General features: G+C 62.7%; 20 protein-coding genes. 9 read left to right on the top strand and 11 right to left on the bottom strand.

Annotated elements, in window-relative coordinates; all coding sequences use genetic code 11:
* Positions 1-128: 128 nt before the first annotated feature.
* Positions 129-647, top strand: coding sequence for a GNAT family N-acetyltransferase (locus ASD07_RS02565; protein ID WP_055924684.1), 519 nt, complete (start codon positions 129-131; stop codon positions 645-647).
* Positions 605-1,393, top strand: a complete 789-nt coding sequence (locus ASD07_RS02560; protein WP_055924681.1) for a ThuA domain-containing protein — start codon at positions 605-607, stop codon at positions 1,391-1,393. Before ASD07_RS02565 ends, ASD07_RS02560 begins: the two co-directional genes overlap by 43 nt.
* Here ASD07_RS02560 and ASD07_RS02555 read toward each other — a convergent pair whose 3' ends face one another.
* Both ASD07_RS02555 and ASD07_RS02550 read right to left on the bottom strand, forming a co-directional pair.
* Positions 1,394-1,618 (bottom strand): 2-hydroxymuconate tautomerase family protein, encoded by a 225-nt coding sequence (locus tag ASD07_RS02555; RefSeq protein WP_055924679.1) that lies wholly within the window; start codon positions 1,616-1,618, stop codon positions 1,394-1,396. It abuts the gene before it with no gap.
* Positions 1,606-2,970 carry an MFS transporter gene (locus tag ASD07_RS02550; RefSeq protein WP_055924675.1) on the bottom strand — a complete coding sequence of 455 codons (1,365 nt, stop codon included), beginning with the start codon at positions 2,968-2,970 and terminating at the stop codon, positions 1,606-1,608. Before ASD07_RS02550 ends, ASD07_RS02555 begins: the two co-directional genes overlap by 13 nt.
* 95 nt (positions 2,971-3,065) lie before the next feature.
* Here ASD07_RS02550 and ASD07_RS02545 point away from each other — a divergent pair, with 95 nt between their 5' ends.
* On the top strand, positions 3,066-3,932 hold the full coding sequence (locus tag ASD07_RS02545) for a LysR family transcriptional regulator (RefSeq protein ID WP_055924672.1): 867 nt from the start codon (positions 3,066-3,068) through the stop codon (positions 3,930-3,932).
* 94 nt (positions 3,933-4,026) lie between these two features.
* Here the strand turns inward: ASD07_RS02545 and ASD07_RS02540 are convergent, their stop codons facing one another.
* The 4 genes from ASD07_RS02540 to ASD07_RS02525 all read right to left on the bottom strand — a co-directional run bounded on the left by ASD07_RS02540 (position 4,027) and on the right by ASD07_RS02525 (position 8,526).
* Entirely contained in the window at positions 4,027-6,255 is a 2,229-nt protein-coding gene (locus ASD07_RS02540; protein WP_055924663.1) for an NADP-dependent isocitrate dehydrogenase, read from the bottom strand.
* 121 nt (positions 6,256-6,376) lie between these two features.
* Positions 6,377-7,228, bottom strand: coding sequence for a sterol desaturase family protein (locus ASD07_RS02535; RefSeq protein WP_055924661.1), 852 nt, complete (start codon positions 7,226-7,228; stop codon positions 6,377-6,379).
* Between the two features lie 42 nt (positions 7,229-7,270).
* A complete protein-coding gene (locus tag ASD07_RS02530; protein WP_055924659.1) occupies positions 7,271-8,029 on the bottom strand; it encodes a helix-turn-helix transcriptional regulator in 759 nt (252 codons plus the stop codon).
* Positions 8,014-8,526, bottom strand: coding sequence for a DUF1697 domain-containing protein (locus ASD07_RS02525; protein ID WP_055924656.1), 513 nt, complete (start codon positions 8,524-8,526; stop codon positions 8,014-8,016). Before ASD07_RS02525 ends, ASD07_RS02530 begins: the two co-directional genes overlap by 16 nt.
* Before the next feature lies 1 nt (position 8,527).
* On the opposite strand from ASD07_RS02525, the gene ASD07_RS02520 reads away from it, so the two are divergent.
* Positions 8,528-8,818, top strand: a complete 291-nt coding sequence (locus ASD07_RS02520; protein WP_082507065.1) for a 2Fe-2S iron-sulfur cluster-binding protein — start codon at positions 8,528-8,530, stop codon at positions 8,816-8,818.
* Positions 8,819-8,910: 92 nt separating this feature from the next.
* Positions 8,911-9,498, top strand: coding sequence for a DUF882 domain-containing protein (locus tag ASD07_RS02515; protein WP_055925307.1), 588 nt, complete (start codon positions 8,911-8,913; stop codon positions 9,496-9,498).
* Between the two features lie 30 nt (positions 9,499-9,528).
* Here ASD07_RS02515 and ASD07_RS02510 read toward each other — a convergent pair whose 3' ends face one another.
* Positions 9,529-9,714, bottom strand: a complete 186-nt coding sequence (locus ASD07_RS02510) for a DUF3460 family protein (RefSeq protein ID WP_055924650.1) — start codon at positions 9,712-9,714, stop codon at positions 9,529-9,531.
* 35 nt (positions 9,715-9,749) lie between these two features.
* On the opposite strand from ASD07_RS02510, the gene ASD07_RS02505 reads away from it, so the two are divergent.
* The 4 genes from ASD07_RS02505 to ASD07_RS02490 are packed head-to-tail and all read left to right on the top strand — an operon-like array spanning position 9,750 to position 13,862.
* Positions 9,750-10,154: a hypothetical protein gene (locus ASD07_RS02505; RefSeq protein WP_055924647.1), complete on the top strand. Its 405-nt coding sequence runs from the start codon at positions 9,750-9,752 to the stop codon at positions 10,152-10,154.
* Positions 10,155-10,164: 10 nt separating this feature from the next.
* Positions 10,165-10,935: a transporter substrate-binding domain-containing protein gene (locus ASD07_RS02500; protein WP_055924641.1), complete on the top strand. Its 771-nt coding sequence runs from the start codon at positions 10,165-10,167 to the stop codon at positions 10,933-10,935.
* 2 nt (positions 10,936-10,937) lie between these two features.
* Positions 10,938-11,600, top strand: a complete 663-nt coding sequence (locus tag ASD07_RS02495; RefSeq protein ID WP_055924639.1) for an amino acid ABC transporter permease — start codon at positions 10,938-10,940, stop codon at positions 11,598-11,600.
* Positions 11,601-11,642: 42 nt separating this feature from the next.
* Positions 11,643-13,862: a bifunctional diguanylate cyclase/phosphodiesterase gene (locus ASD07_RS02490; RefSeq protein ID WP_229207028.1), complete on the top strand. Its 2,220-nt coding sequence runs from the start codon at positions 11,643-11,645 to the stop codon at positions 13,860-13,862.
* Positions 13,863-13,875: 13 nt separating this feature from the next.
* On the opposite strand, the gene ASD07_RS02485 is transcribed toward ASD07_RS02490, so the two are convergent.
* From ASD07_RS02485 to flgK, 4 genes are all read right to left on the bottom strand, one after another.
* Positions 13,876-14,730, bottom strand: coding sequence for a transposase (locus ASD07_RS02485; protein WP_055924636.1), 855 nt, complete (start codon positions 14,728-14,730; stop codon positions 13,876-13,878).
* Between the two features lie 81 nt (positions 14,731-14,811).
* On the bottom strand, positions 14,812-15,846 hold the full coding sequence (locus tag ASD07_RS02480; RefSeq protein ID WP_055924632.1) for a hypothetical protein: 1,035 nt from the start codon (positions 15,844-15,846) through the stop codon (positions 14,812-14,814).
* A 5-nt stretch (positions 15,847-15,851) separates the two neighbouring features.
* Positions 15,852-16,763, bottom strand: a complete 912-nt coding sequence (gene flgL / locus ASD07_RS02475) for a flagellar hook-associated protein FlgL (protein ID WP_055924629.1) — start codon at positions 16,761-16,763, stop codon at positions 15,852-15,854.
* 10 nt (positions 16,764-16,773) lie between these two features.
* The gene (gene flgK / locus ASD07_RS02470) at positions 16,774-18,165 is read right to left on the bottom strand and encodes a flagellar hook-associated protein FlgK (RefSeq protein WP_055924626.1); all 1,392 of its coding nucleotides are present in this window, start codon (positions 18,163-18,165) and stop codon (positions 16,774-16,776) included.
* Positions 18,166-18,248 lie beyond the last annotated feature (83 nt).

Raw genomic sequence — 18,248 nt, 5'->3', positions numbered from 1 at the left:
CGCCGAAAGGAAACTACTTATTCGTTATAAGCTTAGTATCGGCCCCGGCTAAGGCTGTGCGCACGCGGCCTCGTACGGGGTTTTGGCTGCTGGTGTATATTCCGGTTATTGAATACCTGTGAGCACGCATGAGTTTTGAAATTCGCCGCGCGGAAGCGAATGACGCCACGGCCGCCTGTGAGGTGCTGCGACGCTCAATCGCCGAATGTTGTGTGCTTGACCATAAAAATGATCCCGCCGTCCTTGGCGCCTGGCTAGGAAACAAGACGCCCGAGACGGTGGCGTCGTGGTTCGCCTCGCCCACCAATTATTCGCTGGTCGCAGTCGAAGAGGGCGCGGTGGTGGGCGTCGCCTTGCTGACGGCCGCCGGCAAGCTGGCCCTGTGCTACCTGCTGCCGGAAGTGCGCCAGCGCGGCGCGGGCAAGGCGCTGCTGGCCTGCGTCGAACAGCAAGCCTGCAGCTGGGGCGTCAAAGCCCTGCAACTTCACAGCACCGCCACCGGCGAGGAATTCTTTGCCCGCCAGGGCTATCTGCGCGCGGGCAATGTCCGCTCCCCCTACGGCGTCGACACCGTCTTCTTCTGGAAGCAGCTTGACGGCACCGTATGCGACGTCAACAGGCCGAAGCGCTTCTGCGGCTGCAATTAAGGCCGGACCTGGTGAAAGCCCTGTTTGCCGCCATCATTTTACTGGTGGGCTGCTGTGCGCAAGGCGCCCAATTCAACGTGCTGGTGTTCTCGAAAACAGCTGGCTGGCATCACGACTCGATCCCGGCAGGCGTTGCGGCAATTCAGGAGCTGGGCAAGCTGCACGATTTCAGTGTGTTCTGGACCGAGGACGCCAATCGCGGTTTCAGCGACCAGGAACTGGCCAAGTACCAAGCCGTGATCTTCCTGCAGACGACGGGAGAGATACTCGATGCGAAACAGAAGGGGGTGTTCGAGCGCTACATCCGTTCCGGCGGCGGTTACGTCGGTGTGCACAGCGCCGCGGATACTGAATACGGCTGGCCGTGGTACACCAGGCTGGTGGGGCATATGTTCGACCATCATCCGGCGGTACAGAGCGCGATCCTGAAGGTGGAGAAGCGCGATTTCCCAGGGATGGAGCGTTTCGCTGCGCGCAACCTGGTAACGGAAGAATGGTATGCCTTCAAGCCGGCAACCAGTAAAGTCACCTACCTGCTGACAGTCGACGAGTCGACTTACAAGCCCGGCCCCAAGGGCATGGGCGCATTCCACCCGGTCAGCTGGTACCAGCATTACGATGGCGGCCGCGCGTTTTACACTGCGCTCGGCCACCTGGCGGGGACGTATGCCGACCCGCTGTTTCGCCATCACCTGTACGGCGGCATTTACTGGGCCGCTACGGGCATGGGCCCGGCGCCGGAATAGTCAGCCTTCCCTGGACTTGGCCGCTGCGGCCTTGGCGCGCAGTGTCGTCACATTGTCGTAGCCGATGCCCCAGTTATCGGTCTCCACTTCGTCGATGATGACGAAAGTCGTGGCCGGGTTCTTGTTCAGCACGCGCTGCAGCAGCTCGGTTGCGCCCTTGATCAGCTCCAGTTTCTGTTCTGCGGTTGCGCCTTCTTTAGTGATGCGGAAATTTACGTATGGCATAGTGAAGCTCCTTTGCTTGGAAGTGGGTGTTTGATGCAGTACCAGGCCAGCAGCGCGCCCAGCAACAGCAAGGTGGTTGAAACGGAAAGGGAAAACGCGATGTCCTGCATGGCGCCGAAGATGGCAACCCCCATCGCGCCGCCGACCTGGCGCGCGGTATTCAATACTGCGGAGGCGGTGCCGGCCTGGCTGCGCTCGACGGCCGAAAGGATCGAAGTCGTCATCGCCGGTACCGCCAGCCCCATGCCGGCGGGGATCAGCGCCAGGCCGGGCAGCATCTCGAAGAAAGTGGCATCGCTGGCGACACCAAAGAGTCCGAGCATGGCATAGCCTGCGGCAGCAATCAATCCACCGGCAATCATCGGCGTGCGAGAGCCCAGGCGCGCCTGCATGCGGCCGCTGGCGATATTCGAGATGATGAAAGTGCCGGTCAGCGGCAGGAATACCAGGCCCGCATGCAGCACGGAGAAGCCGCGCACCTTCTGCAGGTGGAAGCTGAGAACGAAGATTACACCGTAATAGGCAAAGTTGACCAGGACGCCAAACAGTACCGCGCCGGAGAAGCCGATGTCCCGGAACAGGCCGAGCGGCAGCATCGGCGCCGCGCTGCGCTGCTGGCTGCGCACGAACAGCACGGCCGACACCAGGGCCGCCAGCAACGCGCCCTGCACCAGGCGGCTCGAGGCGCCCAATGCATTGAACTCGATTACGGCGCCGATGAAGGCGCTCAAGCCGACGATGGCCAGCAGCTGGCCAACGAGGTCGAAACTGCGTGCCGGATCCTTGCCGCGCAGGGCGGGGAGCACACGCAGCGTCAGCCAGAAACCGAGTACGCAGAGCGGGATATTGACCCAGAAGATGCTGCGCCAGCCGGCCAGGCTCATCAGCAAGCCGCCCAGTACCGGGCCAGCCGCAATCGACACGCCGCCGGCAGCCGTCCACCAGGCGATGGCTTTGGCCAGCTGCGCGCGGTCGTGGGCGTAGGTCGCGTTCAGGATTGCCAGTGAACTCGGCACCAGCAGCGCGGCACCCACGCCTTGTACGGCGCGCGCCAGGTTCAGCGCCAGCGCACCCGGCGCCATCGCGCAGGCCAGCGAAGCAAGCGTGAACAGTGCAAAGCCCGACAGGAAAACGCGGCGCGCGCCAAAGCGGTCGCCCAGCACGCCGGCCGAGAGCAGGAAAACGGCAAATCCCAGCGTATAGGCATCAACCACCCACTGCAGCGCGCTGACGCTGGCGCCAAGTTCGCGGCCGATACCGGGCAAGGCCACATTGACGATGGTGACATCAAGCTGGACGATGATGAAGGCAAAACTGGCAGCCAGCAGAACGGCGGGCGACGGCTTGTTCATGGTGAAGCTCCTGTGTATGGCTTGAACTATAAATGTCTTCACGCATCAATAAAAATGAATAATAATGAATCTAGCCATCTCAAATGGAGAATCAAATGGAGCTCTCCTCGCTCAGGATATTCAAGACCGTTGCCGAGGAAGGCAGCGTGACCCAGGCAGCGCTCCGGCTGCACCGGGTGCAATCGAACGTCTCGGCGCGCCTCAACCAGCTCGAGGAATCGCTGGGCGTCACCCTGTTCAACCGCTCGGGGCGGCGCATGCTGATCACGGCCGAAGGAACGCGTTTGCTGGAATACGCCGAGCGCTTGCTGCGGCTGGCGGACGAAGCGCAAATGTCGGTGCGCGGCGGCCAGGCGCCATCGGGCCAGTTGCGTATTGGCTCGATTGAAACCACCGCCGCGGCGCGCCTGCCGCGCGTACTGGGCGCCTTCCATCGCAAGTACCCGCAAGTCGACCTGGTACTCGATACCGGACCGACCGACTATCTGCTGCAGGCCGTGGCCAACCACAAGGTCGACGTAGCGCTGGTGTCTGCGCCGATCGACCGTCCGGAACTGGAACAGGTGCCGGTATTCGTCGAAGAACTGGTGTTGTTGACGGACGCGCTGCACGGCCCCGTGAGCGGCCCGGCCGATGTTGCACGGCGCACACTGCTTGGCTTCCGCAGCGGCTGCTCCTACCGGCGCCGGCTGGAATGGTGGTTTGCCGACGCCGGCGTGGCCCACACCCGCGTCGCCGAATTCGGCACCTTCGAAGCCATCATCGGCTGCGTGGCCGCCGGCATGGGCGTCGCCATGATGCCGCGCGAAGTGCTGCGCCAGCGCGGCCTCGGCCGCACTGTCCAATGCCACACCCTGCCGCCCGAAGTAGCCGAGGTCGAAACGATGCTCGTCTGGCGCCGCGACATCCCCCACCACGCCGCCCGCGACGCCTTCATCGCCAGCTTCAGCCAAGCAAAATGAAAGTCGGGGTCAGGTCTGGCAATCGGACATTCGCTGCGCGAATGTCCGATTGCCAGACCTGACCCCGACTTTTAATTACGAAGCGGAGGGCGGCTTACAGGGCTGCCAGGGCTGCGTTGAAGGTTGCGCTTGGACGCATCACGGCGGCGGTCTTGGCTGCGTCAGGCTTGTAGTAGCCGCCGATGTCCGTGGCGACGCCTTGCACCGAGTTCAGCTCTTCCACGATCTTGGCTTCGTTCTCGGCCAGCGACTTGGCCAGCGGTGCGAACTTGGCTTTCAGTTCGGCGTCGTCGTTCTGCGCTGCCAGGGCCTGGGCCCAGTACATCGACAGGTAGAAGTGGCTGCCGCGGTTGTCCAGCTCGCCGGTGCGGGTCGATGGCGACTTGTTGTTGTCCAGCAGCTTGCCGGTGGCTTCATCCAGGGTCTTGGCCAGGATCTTGGCTTTGGCGTTGCCGGACTTGATGCCCAGTTCTTCCAGCGATACGGCCAGGGCCAGGAACTCGCCCAGCGAATCCCAGCGCAGGTGGTTTTCTTCCACCAGCTGCTTGACGTGCTTCGGTGCCGAGCCGCCGGCGCCGGTTTCGTACATGCCGCCGCCGGCCATCAGCGGGACGATCGACAGCATCTTGGCCGAGGTGCCCAGTTCCAGGATCGGGAACAGGTCGGTCAGGTAGTCGCGCAGGATGTTGCCGGTCACCGAGATGGTGTCCAGGCCGCGCGATACGCGCTCCAGGGTGTAGCGCATGGCGCGGGTCTGCGACATGATTTCGATATCCAGGCCGCTGGTGTCGTGCTCTTTCAGGTAGGTCTCCACCTTCTTGATCACTTCCGCTTCGTGCGGACGGTAGGTGTCGAGCCAGAACACGGCAGGCATGCCGGAATTGCGGGCGCGGGTGACGGCCAGCTTGACCCAGTCGCGGATCGGGGCGTCCTTCACCTGGCACATGCGCCAGATGTCGCCTTCTTCCACGTTCTGGGTCAGCAGCACTTCGCCGGTGGCCAGGTCGGTGATGTTGGCAACGCCGGCTTCCGGCACTTCGAAGGTCTTGTCGTGCGAACCGTATTCTTCGGCTTGCTGCGCCATCAGGCCCACGTTAGGCACGGTGCCCATGGTCTTCGGATCGAAGTTGCCATGCCATTTGCAGAAGTTGATCATCTCCTGGTAAATGCGGGCGAAGGTCGATTCAGGCATGACTGCCTTGACGTCCGCAGTGCGGCCGTCGGCGCCCCACATCTTGCCGCCGATACGGATCATGGCTGGCATCGATGCGTCGACGATCACGTCGTTCGGCGAGTGGAAGTTGGTGATGCCCTTGGCCGAATCGACCATGGCCAGCTTCGGACGGTTTTCCAGGCAGGCGTGCAGGTCTTTCAGGATCTCGTCCTTCTGCGACGCCGGCAGCTTTTCGATCTTCTCGTACAGGTTGGCCATGCCGTTGTTGACGTTCACGCCCAGTTCGTCGAACAGCTTGGCATGTTTTTCAAACGCTTGCTTGTAGAAGATGCGTACGCAGTGGCCGAACACGATCGGGTGCGATACCTTCATCATGGTCGCCTTGACGTGCAGCGAGAACATGACGCCGGTCTTGTAGGCGTCGTCGATTTCGCGCTCGTAGAATTCCAGCAGGGCTTTCTTCGACATGAACATGGAGTCGATGATCTCGCCGGCTTGCAGTGCGACCTTCGGTTTCAGCACGATGGTCTTGCCGGACTTGGTGATCAGTTCCATCTTCACTTCACGCGCCTGGTCCAGGGTCATGGACTTTTCGCCGTGGTAGAAGTCGCCGCCGTGCATGTGCGACACGTGGGTGCGCGACGCCTGGCTCCATTCGCCCATGGAGTGCGGGTTCTTGCGTGCGAATTCTTTCACTGCCTTCGGTGCGCGGCGATCGGAGTTACCTTCGCGCAGCACAGGGTTCACGGCGGAGCCGATGCATTTGCCGTAGCGGGCTTTGAGTGCCTTTTCTTCTTCGGTCTTGGCATCTTCCGGGTAGTCCGGCAGCTTGTAGCCGGCGGCCTGCAGTTCGCGCACGCAGGCGATCAGCTGGGATACCGATGCCGAAATATTAGGCAGCTTGATGATGTTGGTGTCTGGATTCTGGGTCAGGGCGCCCAGTTCGGACAGGTTGTCCGGCACTTTTTGCGCGTCGCTCAGGCATTCCGGGAAGGCGGCCAGCACGCGGGCGGCGACCGAAATATCGCTGGTCACGACGTCAACGCCGGCCGGTGCTGCGAATTTCTGCACGATCGGCAGCAGGGAATAAGTCGCCAGCAGTGGCGCCTCGTCGGTAAGGGTGTAGATGATTTTAGACTTTTGAGACATGTTTATTCCCTCAAATACGGATGGTTTCCGCTGGATGTTCTTGCCTGGGCCGGACGGATTCGACCGGCTCGGGGTGGATGGCGGGTGGCGATGGCCTACCGGACAAGCTTGACATTGTAGCTCACAGGAATGGCCGTAACAATTGGCGATGATACGTAGCCGGGGCGTCCGGGCTGTCCAGGCCGACATCGTCGCGCCCGATCCTGCCCGGCGGCTGGCGGTAGGTGCGGAACAGGTGGTCCCACAGCATCAGCCATTCACCGAAGTTGACCTGGGCGTCCGCGTAGTCCCGCTTATGGTGCCAGCGGTGGGTCTGGGCGACGCCGAACGCATGGCGCAGCGGGCCCAGCGAATAGTCGAGATTGGCGTGCTGGAAGGCCAGGTGGACGGACAGGATGGCCAGGCCGCTGGCAATCGTTGCTGCCGGCGCGCCCAGGACCAGCAGGACGGCCAAGCCCGGCGCACCCATCATCATGGCGTGCAGTGGGTGGCGCCGCTCGCTGTTCAGCCAATACAGGCGCTCGCTGCTGTGATGCGCCTCGTGGAACAACCAGAGGCGGTAGTGGCGATGGCTTAGCCAATGCATAAAAAACAAGCCGAAGTCGAGCACGATCATGGCGGCGCCGACTTGCATCCATACTGGCCAGTGCATTGGCCAGTGCATGGGCCAGGCGGCCGGCGCAGGCAGCAGGCCGCGCGCCCAGGACAGGATCTCGATGCTGCCGTACAGGACGCTCGCGTTGAGCAGGAAGTGCAGGCTGTCGGTCGCTGTGTCACCGTGGTCGGCCAGCCAGGCCTTTTCATACGGTTGCCATCGCTCGAGCAGGGCGACGCAGGCGATGGCCGCCAGCGCCATCAGCGGTATGGTTGGCCAGTAAGGCAGGCCGTGCGTGGCGGCCCATAGAATTGCCGCGGCGGCGCCGCCGAAAACGAGCGGGTAGCTCAGGTATCGAATTGCCCATTGCTTCATCATGACCTCCTTGTGTGAATGGAGGCCAGCGTAAAGGCGCCTGCGTCAGGCGGCTTGAACGAAAGAGCTATCCAGCACAATGCCCTGCAGCAGGGCCGCTGGGTTGAGGCCGAACATCTCACGGAAAGTGCGTGAAAGGTGGGCCGAGTCGGCGAACCCGGCTGCATGGGCGGCGTCGGTCAGGTTGCCGCCGTGCGCCAGCCGGTGCAGCGCGAGTTCGAGGCGCAGCCATTTGCGGTAGCTGCGCAAGGGAAGGCCGGTCTGCTCGACGAACCAATGGGAAAAGCGGCTGGGCGACAGGTTTGCCAGGCTTGCCAGATCGTCGCGCGCTACGCGGCCCATTGCAACGCCTGCGCGCAATGCGCCTGCCACGGCAGCCATGCGTGGATCCGGTACTGACGGGCGTGACAGGCCGCATGCAGCTCGCAGCGTGGCACGCAAGGACTGGCCTTCATCGGCTGCCGCCAGCAGCTGGCTGCAAAGGTCGGCGGCGAGGGGCAACGCCGTGGCGGCGCGCGGCGGGAACAAAGCCGCGCCTTCCGGCGTCAGCGGGTCCAGGTAGACCAGCAAGGCCTGTTCCGCGCAGACACAGTGCGCCAGCCCTGCCGGGATGGCAATGCCGGGCGCACGCAAGGGTCCGGAAGGGAGCGCCACGCCGACTTCTCCATTCAGCGCAATCACCAGCTGGTGCGCGTAATGTGCGTGCAGCGCGTTATCCCCGACCGTGCCGCGGAATGCGCCGAAGCCGGCCGACAGCAGGGCACTCCCCGACCAAAGCTGGACTGGCATCAGGCTGCGGCGCATTTGCGCACCGTGTCCCAGGTGCGGGTAGTGATGTCCTTGCCGAAGGTCTTTTCAATCAGGCGCATGAAGACTGGACCGTCGCTGCTGGGCAAATAGGTCGAAAACACCTGGTTTCCGATCACGCCCAGCATCTGCGCCCCGCTGACGGGCGGTGGCAGGACGGTCTTGGGCGGCGTGCCGCGCATAAAGCTGACCACGCGCTTCGCGGCCGGATCGGCACCAAGGCCGGGATAGGGGTCTTCGGCCAGCAAATCCTGCAGCTGCTTCTGCGCGCGGATGATGGTGTAAAAACTGCGGCCAAGCGCCTTTTCCATAGCAGCTTCAGCCTTGCGCTCGAGTGCCGCTTCCGAGGCGGAGCGGGCATCGAATGCTACATTGCCGCTTGATAGAAGCGTCTTGACGTTGGAAAATCCGGCACTTTCAAAGGCGGCTTTCAGTTCCGGCATCTTGCAGTTCATCGGGCTGACGCCGCGGAGCAGGGCAATATAGCGAGGCATTGTGTTTCAGATAAGAGTTGAGCCGAAGGGATTATCGTTCGAAACGGATGGCGAAGCCAGCCTGTTGCTGTCGGCTGCCCGCGCCGGTGTAGTGCTGCCCAGTTCCTGCCGCAATGGCACTTGCCGCAGCTGCATCTGCCAGGTGCAAAACGGCACCGCGCGCCACCTGATTGAATGGCCGGGACTGAGCCTGGAGGAGAAGCGCCAGGGCTATATCCTGCCCTGTGTGGCGGTTGCAACGTCCGACCTGGTCATCGTGGCGCCTGGTGCCAAGTTTACGACAAATTGTTAAAGGGGTTTCTCAACTCATTCTCTATTGCTATAGTAATCGTTATTGCAATAGATGGAATCACCATGGCAACACGCAGAGACTTCCTCCACATGATGGCGGGTACCGCACTGGCGGGCTTGCCGCTGGTTGGCCGGGCCGGCCCGCAATCGGAACCGGAACCGCCGCCGGATATTTTCGACGCCCAGACGCTGGACCTGGAATTCTGGCTCAAGCCGCGCACCATCAGCGTGATCCGCCCGCAGAGCGGTGAGAAGGCCCGGTTGACTTACTGGAAGGATGGCGAGATTAACGACGCGGCCTACCAGGAACTGTGCCATTTGCTGCGCGATGTGAATGGCAAGGAGACGGCGGCGATTGATCCGAAACTGTTTGAGACGCTGTGGGGTGCGCAGGCCTTCGTGCAGCGCTTCGGGATCGAGAGTCCGCTGGAGATCCTGTCGGGATATCGCACGCCGGCTTCCAACAAGAAGCTGATCGAACAGGGGATTCCGGCGGCGCGGCAGTCGCTGCACATGAGCGGGAAGGCGGCCGATATCCGGATTCCGAATTTGAATGCGGAAGTGCTGGGGAGCCTGGTGCAGAGTTTCCGCCAGGGCGGGGTAGGCTTCTACTACCGCCAGGGGCCGCGTGGCGGATGGATTCATGCCGATACGGGGCTGCAGCGCAGCTGGAAAGGCTAGGACCGGGCAGGCGGCTGCCGCGTATCGGTGTCAGTGGTAGTAATACGCCGGCGTCGGCACCGCATCCGTCCTGGCTACCCGCTCCGCCTCCAGGTCGACCTGATGATCCCACCAGATATTCCAGCCAACCCGCTGGTCTGCCACCATCTCCGGATGCTCATCCAACAGCTTGCCGAAGAACGCATCAAACTCAGATACATATTCGTTTACTTTCATACCGCCTCCTGACGTTTCGGTTACACTCCTGACCCATGTTTAATCACGATGACGAAGCGGCCAAGCCGCGCTTTCGCCCGGTGCCGTGGACCGCACTGGAAACGCCGCAGGACGTGGAGCTGTGGATCGCCGAGCACGACCTCGCGCTGAAGGAACACGTCGGCAAGCAGGAAACCGGTTACGGCGTGTGTTTCAGCCTGGCCGAAGGCGGCGAGATTTACATGCAGACCACCGAGGGCGCCGTTATCCTCGATGTTACTCCTGAAGCCGATTGGGTGGAGCCCTTGCTGTGCGCCATCGCCGGCTGCGAACCACCCAAAGGCAGCCTCTGGACCCTGCCCGAGGACAAGCTGGTGCAGCTCATCCTTGGCCTGTCCGTGCTGATTGCCAGCACCACCCTCGTAGTAGGTCATCATTTCGGCCGCCGCCGTTCTTACTGAAGGATTCCTGATGCGCAAACCCTTGATCGCCCTCCTGCTGGCCGCCGCCGCGCTGCAGGCCAATGCCGCTGACCTGCTGCAAACCGTCAAGGCGCGCGGCACGCTGAAAGTGGCGATGGAAGGCGTCTACCCGCCCTTCAATTTCAAGGAAAAGAATGGCGAGCTGGCAGGTTACGACGTCGACGTGGCGCGCCTGGTCGCCGGCAAACTGGGGCTGAAACCGGAATTTGTGACCACCGAGTGGGCGTCGATCCTGGCCGGCCTGGCCAGCAAGAAATACGATGTGATCATCTCGCAGGTCGGCATCAACCCCAAGCGCGAGCAGGCCTTCGATTTCAGTACGCCCTACATCTATTCCTCGCCGATGCTGATCGTGCGCAAGGATGACAAGAACAACTGGACCGCGCTCGAGCAGCTGAAAGGCAAGCGCGTCGGCGCAGGGCAGGGCAGCGTGTACGAGATGCAGCTGAAGGCGGTGCCCGGCATCGACGTCAAAGGCTACCCGGCAGCGCCGGAAAACCTGACCGACCTGGCCCTGGGCCGCATCGACGCCGCCCTCAACGACAGCCTGATGACGGCCTACCTGTTGAAAACCACCAAGCTGCCGATCAAGGCCGGCGCCCGCGTCGGCGCCATCGAACGCATGGGTATTCCCTTCCAGAAGGGCAATCCCGAATTCAAGGCTGCGCTCAACAAGGTGCTGGCCGATGCTGCCGCCGACGGCAGCCTGAAGGCCATTTCCATGAAATGGTTCGGCACCGACGTCAGCAAGGCGCCTTAAGCATGGAGTGGCTGGAGCTGCTGCACGAAGCCGCGCCCGTGATGCTGAAGGGTGCCGGCTACACCCTGGTGTTCGCGGTAGCGGCGATGGTGGGCGGTCTGGTGCTTGGCTTCCCCACCGCCGTGATGCGCATCCTGCCCTGGAAAGTGCTGCGCTGGCCGGCCAATGTGTACGTCAGCCTGATGCGCGGCACCCCGCTGCTGGTGCAGATGTTTGTCATCTATTACGGCCTGCCATCGGTCGGCATCGAATTCACGCCGGTGACCGCCGGCATCCTGGCGCTGAGCCTGAACGCCGGCGCCTACCTGTCGGAAAGCCTGCGCGGCGCCATCCTCTCAATCCATAAGGGCCAGTGGTCGGCCAGCTACAGCCTGGGGCTGGGCTATAGCCAGACCTTGCGCCATGTGATCATGCCGCAGGCCCTGCGTATTGCCGTGCCATCGATGAGCAACACCTTGATCAGCCTGATCAAGGATACTTCGCTGGTGTCGGTGATTACCATGACCGAACTGATGCTCTCCACCAAGGAAGTGATTGCCACCACCTTCCGTCCCTTGCCGCTCTACCTCGCGGCAGCCGTGATTTACTGGATTCTCAGCCTGGCATTCGAGCAATTACAACGCTTTGCCGAGCAACGCCTGAACCGCGCGCACCGGCAAAGTTAGCTGCTCGACATTGTCACAAGGTCATGCTAGGCTGGAACCCATATGGATAAAGACCAGCATGCCAGGCAGGCGGAGCAGGTGACCGCCATACGGCCCGCCGTCCCTGGACTGGCTGGGCTCGATGCACTGTTGCCTGGCGAAGCCGTGCTGGCAGCCATGGGCGGCACCCCGGCCGCCGCCTACAGCGGCCTGCAGCGCGCCACCGGCGGGCTGCAACTGGCCAACGACCAGGACTACTTCAACGACCTCTACCTCCTGGCCCCAGTCGGCTATTTCGTCCTCGCCAGCGACACCACCATCCTGCAAATGAACCTGGTCGGCGCCGACCTGCTCGGCCTGCCGCGCCAGAATCCCGACGGTATCCCGTTCCGCAACTATGTCGCGCAGCGCTTCGTGGCGGATTTCGACGCCTTCGTCAGTAACAGCCTGGCCAGCGAAGAGCCGCAGCGCCTGTCGCTGCAAATGACCCGTGGGCGCGGCGACCGCGGCTTTGCCGTCACGCTGCTGGGCGGCGGCATGCCGGGCATGTCGCAATTGCGCGTGGTGCTGGAGATGGCCGAGGGCAAGCTGGCAGCGCTGGAAAAGAGCGAGGAACGCTTCCGCCGCATCGTGCACAGCGCCGAAGAGGGCATCTGGGAAATCGACGCCGCGGCGCGCACCAGCTTCGTCAATCCCAAGATGGCCGCCATGCTCGGCTACACGATCGAGGAAATGCTCGAGCAGCCGCTGGTCAACTTCATGGATGATGAAGGGCGCGCCCTGCTGGAGCGCAATATCGCGCGCCGCCAGCAAGGCATGGCCGAGCGCCACGAATTCAAATTCCTGCGCCGCGATGGCAGCGATATGTGGGCCACGCTGGCTACCAACCCGATCTTCGATTCCGACGGCAGCTATCTCGGCGCGCTGGCGCTGGTCAGCGACATCACCGAGCGCAAGCTGTCGACCGAGCTGATCTGGCACCAGGCCAATTACGATTCGCTGACGGCCCTGCCGAACCGCAATATGTTCCAGGACCGGCTTTCGCAGGAAATGAAGAAAGCCCGGCGCGACGGGCTGTTCCTGGCGCTGCTGTTCATCGATCTCGACCAGTTCAAGGAAATCAACGACCGCCTCGGCCATGAAATGGGCGACGCCCTGCTGGTGGAAGCGGCAAGGCGCATTGGCGCCTGCGTGCGCGCCTCCGACACGCTGGCGCGGCTGGGCGGCGACGAATTCGTCGTGATCCTGCCCGGCCTTGACCATGTCACCAGCGCCGAGCGCGTCGCCCAGCAAATCATAGCCAGCCTGAACCGGCCCTTCCTCCTGGGCGACAGTTCCGGATCGGTATCGGCCAGCATTGGCATCGCCCTGCATCCCTCGGACGCCAACGACCCCGAGCAATTGCTGCGCAACGCCGACCAGGCCATGTATGCCGCCAAGAACGCCGGCCGCAACCGCTACAGCTACTTCACGCCGGACATGCAGGCGGCCGCCCAGCTGCGACTGCGCATCACGCGCGATTTGCAGATGGCCGTCGCCAACGAACAGTTCGAACTGCACTACCAGCCCATCGTCAACCTGCACAGCGGCATCATCGAACGCGCCGAAGCGCTGCTGCGCTGGCGCCACCCGGAGCGTGGCATGCTGAACCCGGTCGACTTCATCGGCAGTGCCGAAGCCAGTGGCGTCATCCTGGAAATTGGCGACTGGGTATTCCGCAACGCCGCCGACCAGGCCAAGCGCTGGCAGGGGGAACTGGGGCGGCCATTCCAGATCAGCGTCAACCAGTCACCGGTACAATTCCGCACCGGCCCCGAGTGCTTCGAAAAATGGATGCGCTACGTCGACCAGCTGCACCTGGCGCCGCGCAGCATCGTGATCGAGATTACCGAGCGCCTGCTGCTGGACGACAGCGCTCCCGTGGTCGAGCGCTTGCGCCAGTTCAAGTCGATGGGCTTGCAGGTCGCGCTCGACGATTTCGGCACCGGCCACTCCGTGCTGTCGCACCTGAAGAACTTCGACATCGACTACCTGAAGATCGACCGCAGTTTCGTGATGGACCTGGCTGGCGATTCCGGCGACCTCGCGCTATGCGAAGGCATTATCGTGATGGCCCACAAGCTGGGCCTGAAGGTAGTCGCCGAAGGCGTCGAAACCGAAGCCCAGCTCAACCTCCTGAAAGCCGCCGGCTGCGACTACGCCCAAGGCTTCGTCTACGCCCGCCCCATGCCCCCGGCCCAAATGACCGCCATGGCCCGCGGCCCCGCCCAATTGGCTTCGTGAATAAAAGTCGGGGTCAGCTCCGGCAATCAGACATTTTGCGATAGGCTTTCACTGCGCGGCCGACCGTTCGCGACGAAACGTCGCAGAAACCGGCGATCTCGGCCATCGTGTAATTATTTGAAAGGTAAGCTTGCGCCATCGCTGCATGCCGGTCCGGACAAAGGAGGAAGTAGTCTGCCAGCGGCGGTACAAGTGCACGTCGCTGCGTGCGCTTGATTTCCAGCAGGTTGCCGCGGGTTTCGCCGTGGGCGGCCTGCTCGCAAAACTCGTCGCTGCCCAGGAATAGCTGGTTGCGCACGGCTCGGAAAGGACTCTCCTGTCCAATTCCCGCCAGGACAAAATCTTCGAATGCACGAATGGCATCCGCGCGATTATTGCTGAACTGGGCGAGGACGGTATTGCGCTCGAGCCACGCAGGCGCATCGACTGTGCCGATTAACGCACCATAGCTGCTCCAGAGCCAGTGGCCCGGATGCTTCACCAGCCCAGCACGCACCGGGTTCAACACGGTGTAGCGAGACAGTTCCCTCAGGTATGCGCTCTCCTGGCAAAGTATGGCGTGGTAGCGCCCCTGGAAAACGTGCCCAGCCAATTGATGCTGCCGGTTGAAGTACTGGGAGTAGTTGCCGTTCAGGTAGCGCATGCCGCGAGATAACTTGCCTTGCCGGGTTTTCACAACGAGATGATAGTGATTTCCCATTTGGCAGTACGCAAGCACGGTAAAGTTGAAGCGCTCGCAAGTTTCTGCGAGCAGTGCGAGCCAGGTCAGGCGATCGCTATCGGTGCGAAAGATGGTTGAGCGCCTGTCGCCACGCGACGTCACGTGGTAACAGGCATTGTCGTGCTCGATTCGCAAAGGTCGGTTCATGGACCAAGCTTAGGTCCAGGCAGCGAAGCAAGGTTTGCGTCCGCGCAAGAAATGTCTGATTGCCGGAGCTGACCCCGACTTTTAACTTAGTCGTAACAGGGAGACGACGCGGTCGCGGTTGATGCCGACCAGGGCGGAGGTGAGGGAGACCAGGGCTGAGTAGCCGGGCTCGTGGGCGACATTGGCGAACACTTCGGCCATCTGGCCCATGCCGGCCACTTCGATCTCCGGCAGTTCGCTTTGCACGCGCTGGGCGGCGGCGGCCAGTTCCTGGCGGACCTTGGACAACGCGGCTTCGACGTGGGCCAGCGCCTGCGTCACTTGCTGCAGCGTGGCACGCATGGCTTCAAGGTCGCCGGTGCCCCAGCCTTCAGGCATCACCACCGGTGCTTCGGCATCGGCCTTGATGCGGTTGAGCTGGCCTGCCGGGAAGCGGATGCCCGAGCCTTGTACGGCCAGCGAATCGCGAATGGCGGGCCAGGCGCTTTCCGGTGCGGTGAACACCAGCTCGCCATCCTTGTTGAGCGACACGCGTACCCCGGCCGGCGCCATGGCCTGGTCGAAGCGGGAAACAATCTCGGCATCGGACAGGCTGGGCGCCAGATGCACCGAGCGCAGGCCGGCTGTGCCGCCGCCGACCGAGATGGCCAGCGTCTCGCGGGCGCCGTTGCGCAGGTTGGCCAGCGTCATGCCGCGTACGGTGAAGCGCTGGGTCGATGGCTGGTTGGAGTAGTTCAGTTGTGCGTCAAGCGTGCCGCCGGAGGCTTGCGTGCGTGCGCGCCAGGTTTCGCTGAACTGGCGCACGCGCTGTTCCACCTGGCCGTCGCGCATGGTGCGCGTGGCCAGCTTGGCGGCGATGTCGCTTTTCAGCGCGCGCAGCTGGGCGGCGCTTTGTTCGAGGAAATCAATCGCTTGCTGGGCGCCCGATACATCATTCTGCAGCGGCGCGTCCATATTGCTCAAGCCGCGGCGCAGGGGCGCTGGCGCCTTGCTCGGCGCCGCCTGGTCGATCGCCGCGGCCGCATCTGCCAGCGGCGCCTCGGCCTGGCCTGCCGCCGGATTGGCGGTGGCGCGGGCGGAGAGGCCGGTAGTACTGGAGCGCTGGGCGATTTCCATGATGTTTACAGTACGTTAAACAGCGACAGGCCGCTGACCTTCGAATAGGCCTGGTAGGTCGCTTGTAAGGCGCTATTGTAACCAGACAGCTGGGTGGCCGCGAGGCCGTAATCCAATTGTGCGATATCGGTGATCGCGATCTTGTTCGACAGGCTGACGTTGCCGTGGTTGTTGGCCAGGGTTTCCATGACGTTCTGCGCGCCGCCGAATTGGGCAATCTTGCTGGAAACCTGGTTCAGCGCGGTGTCGGTGCCATCCAGCGCGGTTTTCAACACGGCTTGCAGGGCCGGGTCGCTGGCGCTGACGGTTGGGCTGCCGAGCATGCTGATCGCCTGGTCCAGCTGGTTCAGGTAAGTGTCGATGCCTTGCACGGTGACATTGGCGGGCTGGGTGATGCCATTGCCCACCACCACTTCCTGGGTGCCGTTATTGCCGGTATAGCTGTAGCGCGCGCCCAGTGGCTGGGTCGCGTCGTACGACAGGGCGGCGGTCGAGGTCAGCGTGCCGGAGAAAATGAACTTGCCTTCCTGGTCTTTGGTATTGCCATTGAAGTACAGCGAGTCGCGCAGCGCCACCAGGCTGTTGACCATGGAGTTCAGGTCGGCCGGCGTGTTCGAGCCGTCCGAAGCCCAGACGAACAGGTCGCGCGCCGCGCCCATGTCGTCGACCATCGAGCCGAGGTAGGTTTCGTTCTTGGACAGGCGGATTTTTACCGCGCTGATGTTGTCGACGTATTGGCTGACGATGTTCTCTTCGCGGCGCAGGCGCGACAAGCGGACATTGGCGATCGGCTCGTCGGACGGCACCTGGATCTTGTTGCCAGTGGCCATTTGCTCGGTCAGCTTGGAGATCACCGATTGGTTGATCTGCAGCGAGCGGTTCATGGATGCCTGGAACTGGCTGGAAGCGATACGCATTTCGAATTCCTCAGAACAGCGCCAAGGTGGCGTCAAACAGGGTGTTGGCAACGGCGATCACTTTCATGTTCGCCTGGTACATATTCTGGAACTCGACCAGGTTGATGGCTTCTTCGTCTTTATTGACCGAGCTGGTCGCGGCCCAATCGTCTTCCGATTGCTGGCGGATGGTGTTGGCGGTGTCCAGCAGCGACTGGTTCTGGCCGCTATCGATGCCGAGCTTGCCCACCAATTGGGTGTCGGCGTCGCCGATCAGTACCGTGCCGACCGAAGCCAGGGTAATGGGCTGGCCCTTGATGGCGATCAGGTCTTGCAGGTTCTTGCTGTCGCCAGGCGCGCCATTGGACGAGAATGCCAGGTCCTGGGCCTGGATGCCCGGGACCAGTCCCAGGATGCCGCCGGCGCCGGTGGCGTTGAAGGCAAACAGGGCGCTGCCGGGCGTGGCGGTGATCGGCGGGCCCGGCAGGCCGTCCGGTTTGTAGCCCAGCGCCATGGTGTTATTCACCTTAGTCGCCAGCTGGTTGGCCATGTCGAGCAGCGACTGCTGCAGCGGCTGCAGGGTGTTCTTTTCGAAGTCGCCAATACCGCCGAGCTGGCCACCGACCTTGGTGTCGTCCAGGCCGAAGGTGGTGCCGGCAAATTTCAGCTCGAGCGTGGCGGGCGTGGTCGATGGATTCATCGACATGCTGCCGGCCAGGTTGCCCACCACCAGCGGCTGGCCGCTGCGCAGGGAAACGCTGCGGGTGCCGTCCGGCTGTTCCAGCACTTCCACCGATACCAGGTTGGCCAGCGAATCGATGGCGCGGTCGCGCTCGTCGACCAGGGCCGAGGTGTTGGTGCCGAGCGAACCGGCCTGGGTGATGCGGTTGTTCAGGGCTGCAATATTGGCGCTCAGGGTATTTAGCTGCGGCAGCATGGCGTCGCGCTGCTGCGTGATCGACACTTGCTGCTGGCGCGTGACGTTGTAAATGCTGTTGAACGATTGCGCCATGGCGTTGGCAGCCGTCAGCACCTGCTGGCGCAGCGGGGTCGATACCGGGTCGACGCCGGCCGCATTCAGGGCGCGGAAGAACTGGTCGACGCCATTCGACAGGCTGGTCTTTTCGTCGCCCATCACCCGTTCGAGCTGGGTGAAGTAGGGCTGGGACTGGGTGCGCGAACCGAGTTCGGAATTGGCGCGCCACAATTGCTGGCTCTTGTAGGAGTCGGAGAAGCGGATCAGCTTGCTGACTTCGACGCCGAAACCGGGACCGCCGGAACCGGACGCAGGGGCAACTGCCGACAGCAGCACGCCCTGGCGGGTATAACCCTTCGTTTGCAAGTTGGCAATGTTCTGGCTGGTCGTATTGATGGCGGCCTGGGCAGCCAACGATCCCGACAGTGCATTGTTGATAATCGACATGGTGCTTTCTTCCCTTAGGCTGGGCCGTTGCTCAATGGCATCTTTGCCCCGTTAACGAGTAAAGGCGACCGCGCCGGTGGGGA

The sequence above is a fragment of the Duganella sp. Root336D2 genome (genome assembly GCF_001425005.1).
Classification (GTDB): domain Bacteria; phylum Pseudomonadota; class Gammaproteobacteria; order Burkholderiales; family Burkholderiaceae_D; genus Rugamonas.
The sequence above is the reverse complement of the archived record's forward strand: the minus strand, read 5'-3'. Positions and strand labels throughout refer to the sequence as shown.